A 4,290-nucleotide genomic window follows, 5' to 3' on the forward strand; every position below is an offset into this window, starting at 1 on the left:
CGTTTATCAATCTACCATGTCCAATTTCGTAACTCAATACCGTTTAAGAACAGCTTTTGTGAACAGCATGGCTGCAAATGACAAACGCCGCTCTCTGATTTGTACAAGTTATATTAATAACAATAATGCAACCGTAAATATATTAAACGGAGATAATGCCCGTAGCTTTAAATATTGGGACAACAATACTATTGGAAATAACAGCGGTACCGACGTCCCAATTCTTAGATATGCAGATATTTTATTAAGCAGGGCCGAAGCGTTAAATGAACTGGCTGGTGCAGTACCTCCGATAGAATGTTTTACACTAATTAATCAGGTTAGAACAAGAGCAGGACTTCCGGGATTGAACCTAACAGACACACCTACAAAAGAAGCTTTTCGCGATGCCATTTTTAGAGAAAGAGGGTGGGAATTTATTTCCGAAGGAAAACGTCGCGAAGACTTAATTCGTCAGGGTACTTTTCTGTCGTCGGCAATTGCCCGAGGTATTTCGTCAGACCTTGCGACTACAGATAAGCTATTGTTTCCAATACCACAATCAGAAATTCAGGCAAATAAACTTTGCACTCAAAACGAAGGATATAATAAATAAAATCACGGGAGTAGCTGCTGAGGCTACTTCCAAAACTATCAATCACTTAGAATATGAAAAATATTTTAGCAGGCCTTTTTTTGCTCTTATCTGTTAGTGTAAGTGCGCAAAATTCGAGGTGGACAGAAAAAAAGGCAAACGAATGGTATAAAAAACAGCCATGGATCAGAGGGTGCAATTTTCAGCCCAGTACAGCCATTAATCAGCTCGAAATGTTCCAGAAAGACACCTATGATCCAAAAACTATAGACAAAGAACTGGGTTGGGCTAAAGATTTAGGCTTTAATACCATGAGGGTCTATTTACATCATATTTTGTGGACTTCTGACCAAAATGGATTTAAGGAGAGGCTTGACAATTATTTGAGTATTTCAAATCAACACGGCATTAAGACAATTTTGGTGTTTTTTGACGATTGCTGGAACGACACGTATGCACCAGGTAAGCAGCCAGAGCCCAAACCGGGTGTTCATAACAGCGGCTGGATTAGAGATCCCGGAACTATGATATATACTAATCCGGATACTTTAAAGGTTTTAGAAGCTTATGTGAAAGACATTATGAACACATTCAAAAACGATGAACGCGTTTTGATGTGGGATTTATACAATGAGCCCGGAAACAATAAAAATTTCGGGAAGAGTCTGCCTCTTCTAAAAGCCGTATTTGCGTGGGCAAGGACTGTAAAGACCATACAACCTGTTACAGCAGGTGTCTGGAATAACAGAGAACCATTTAAAGAGTTAAATAAATTCCAGCTGGAAAACTCGGATGTTATAACCTATCACAATTATTCTTATACGGATAACCACGCTAACGAAATACAGGAGCTAAAAAAATATAACCGACCGCTTATTTGTACCGAGTATATGGCAAGAAGAAACGGAAGCCTTTTCGGAAATATTATGCCGCTGCTTAAGAGAGAAAACGTAGGGGCCATTAACTGGGGATTTGTTGCCGGAAAAACCAATACCATTTTTGCCTGGGATACGCCCATTCCATCAGGTAAAGAGCCCGAGCTGTGGTTTCATGATATTTTAAGGAAAGACGGTACGCCTTTTAGTAAAGATGAAATTCAGACAATAAAGAAATTAACAGAAGTACAATAGACTATCAATCAGATGAGGAGGAAGGGAATATTTATGCTAAATCAAACATTCATTCAAATTCGAACAATTATCGTTTTGTGCTTAGTTGCTTTATCAATTATAGCATGTTCACAAACAAGAAACAACGCCCATTCCGGACAGGTTTTCAGTGATCCAAAAGCTCCGGTAGGAGATTCGTCGCTAACAGTACCTTCTTCCGTAAAGCCAATTCTGGACGTCTGGATGAGAGATACCTACGTAATGTATGGTCCCGATGGTTATTACTATATGACCGGTACAACCGCAACGCCAGGAAGGGTTTTTAAAGGGCAGATCCACTGCTGGGATTATAATGATGGTTTGTACTTATGGCGTTCTTTAGATTTAAAAAATTGGGAAGCATTAGGAAGAATATGGTCGTTTGATGAAGACGCAGAACCCTGGCAAAAAGAAGGCCGGCCTATTAAACCGGGTGCAAAATCTTTAAATGGCGATCCGCTCGACTCAATCTACAGAGCAGTTTGGGCACCAGAATTGCATTATATCAAAAGCCAAAAGAAATGGCTTATTGCAGCTTGTTTAAATGGCGGTAAGGGATCATTTGTACTCGAAAGTATTTCGGGAAAACCGGAAGGTCCCTATCGGAATATCAGGGGAAGCAAGCACAGAGCTATTTTCAATAATATAGACTTAGGCATATTCGAAGATACTGACGGCGAAGTTTACCTGGTTGGTCATAACCATTTTATCGCCAGAATGAATAAAGATTTGAGTGATGTTGCAGAACCATTTAAAAGATTTAAGGAAACACCATACGAAACAGAACCTTATATAGAAGGAGTTTGGTTAGATAAACACAACGGAAAGTACCAGTTACTGCAAACTGTCTGGTCTGTGCCAAAGTCAGACGGAACATATTCCTATTTAAGAGACGATAGAAAAGATAAAGTACTTTATAGCTACGACGTGGTAATTGCAGAATCAGACAATATATATGGTCCTTACGGTCCCAGATATCCTGCAATTTTAGAAGGGGGGCATAATAACCTGTTTAAAGATAAAAAAGGAAAATGGTGGTCAACGCTGTTCTTTAATCCCAGAGGAGTTATGGGGACAAGATTCCCGGTAACCTGCAGGCCAGCCGTAGTTCCATTAAAATGGGAGAATAATAAATTAATGCCTGATGCTGAGGTATCTAAAGATTTCTATTCTTCAATAAAAGACTAACTTATGAAAGTAAATAAAATTTTTACTGTTCTATTTTTCTTTGGGCTAAGTATTAAATGTGCTTATAGCCAAGAGCTTGGACTTAATTTTAATCATAATCCGGAGAATATAGATTTCAAATATGTAGAGAAGATTAAACCCAAATGGATAAGAACAACACCGCGTATTTTGGATTACGCTGATGGTTTACTGAATCCCGATACAGATCCAGGAATACAAAAGCTGGTAGATGCCGGAAAACAGGGTTACCAGATAGCATTTGGTTTTAGATGGGATTTTAAAAACCGAAATCTGGCGATGCCGGAGCCAGGTGCAGAACGTGAAGCTTTCTATTTTAAAATAGTAGATAAAATATTGGAAAGAGTTGGCCCGTATGTAGATATTTTTACTTTGGGTAACGAACCAAACCTTGAAAGCATTGAGTCTGATTTACAATATTCGGAAGGCAATAAAGTCCCTTTGGTTGTTTTTACAGAACAATTGCTTAACCATGTAACAGAGTTTTATAAAAAACATCCGGACTGGAAAATGCCACAATTTTATACCGGTTCCCTACCTGCACTGTTTGAGAAAAAAGAACAGAATACGCCAGGTGTTTACGAACTGATAAAGTTTACACAACAACGTGATGATATTGAAGGTCTGGCTATCCACTTACACATCAGAGACACGATACAAATTGAACAAGCTTTTAACTTTGTGCGGAATATAATGCCGGAAAAACCAATTATTGTTCCGGAATTTTCGTTGTTCCGCTTGTACAACAGAAATTTTGGAAATAAAATAGGAGCTAGCTTAAAAGGGCGGGAATTTGCAAAAAAATACCGGTTAGATCCGAATTTAAAAATACACGAATGGCTGACTTTGGTACATGCAGGTAAAGTGCCATATCGGCAATGGGAAGAGCTCTTCCTTTCGCAGGAGTGGTATGTCCCCGGTTATCTCAAAACCTATTACAGATATTTCAAAAAGTATAATGTAAGTCTGGCAACCTATCCGTTATTACAGCAAGGCTTTGCAAAAATTGTTACAGAAAAATCGGCCTCCTGGTTTTTAAATCCTTTGTTTTTACAGAAATCTTTTGGATTAAATAATAAAGGAGAATATTATGTTAACCCGCTATCCTACCCGGATTATATAGAACTAATGAAAAAATAATAGAACTAATTATAAACGGCTTAACAGCACAAAATTTAATGTATGAAAAAAGGATTTACTTTTTTATGTGTACTCTTATGCACTTTTTTGGGGTATTCCCAGACATTTTCTCCGGGGAATTTATTGATTGTAAGATCCGGAGACGGAGCTAATCCGGCGGTAGCCGGAGTATATTCCACAATTTATCTGGACGAGTATTCACCTAAAATTGGTGGTTGTCGA

At 38.4% G+C, this 4,290-nt stretch carries 5 protein-coding genes; all 5 read left to right on the forward strand.

Annotated features, from left to right (window positions below; all coding sequences use genetic code 11):
* Positions 1-595 (forward strand): RagB/SusD family nutrient uptake outer membrane protein (locus ABWO41_RS15975; RefSeq protein WP_353140183.1); only part of this gene is annotated, 595 nt, incomplete at its 5' end.
* A gap of 53 nt (positions 596-648) precedes the next feature.
* The gene (locus tag ABWO41_RS15980) at positions 649-1,704 is read left to right on the forward strand and encodes a cellulase family glycosylhydrolase (RefSeq protein ID WP_353140185.1); all 1,056 of its coding nucleotides are present in this window, start codon (positions 649-651) and stop codon (positions 1,702-1,704) included.
* Positions 1,705-1,737: 33 nt separating this feature from the next.
* Entirely contained in the window at positions 1,738-2,910 is a 1,173-nt protein-coding gene (locus ABWO41_RS15985) for a family 43 glycosylhydrolase (RefSeq protein WP_353140187.1), read from the forward strand.
* A gap of 3 nt (positions 2,911-2,913) precedes the next feature.
* The gene (locus ABWO41_RS15990) at positions 2,914-4,068 is read left to right on the forward strand and encodes a hypothetical protein (RefSeq protein WP_353140189.1); all 1,155 of its coding nucleotides are present in this window, start codon (positions 2,914-2,916) and stop codon (positions 4,066-4,068) included.
* 42 nt (positions 4,069-4,110) lie between these two features.
* Positions 4,111-4,290 (forward strand): hypothetical protein (locus tag ABWO41_RS15995; protein WP_353140191.1); only part of this gene is annotated, 180 nt, incomplete at its 3' end.

This window comes from Pseudopedobacter sp. (assembly GCF_040392825.1).
Taxonomy (GTDB): Bacteria; Bacteroidota; Bacteroidia; order Sphingobacteriales; family Sphingobacteriaceae; genus Pseudopedobacter.

Coding starts and splice junctions, on each gene's coding strand:
- ABWO41_RS15980 (WP_353140185.1), top strand. CDS start 649: ATGAAAAATATTTTAGCAGGCCTTTTTTTGCTCTTATCTGTTAGTGTA.
- ABWO41_RS15985 (WP_353140187.1), top strand. CDS start 1,738: ATGCTAAATCAAACATTCATTCAAATTCGAACAATTATCGTTTTGTGC.
- ABWO41_RS15990 (WP_353140189.1), top strand. CDS start 2,914: ATGAAAGTAAATAAAATTTTTACTGTTCTATTTTTCTTTGGGCTAAGT.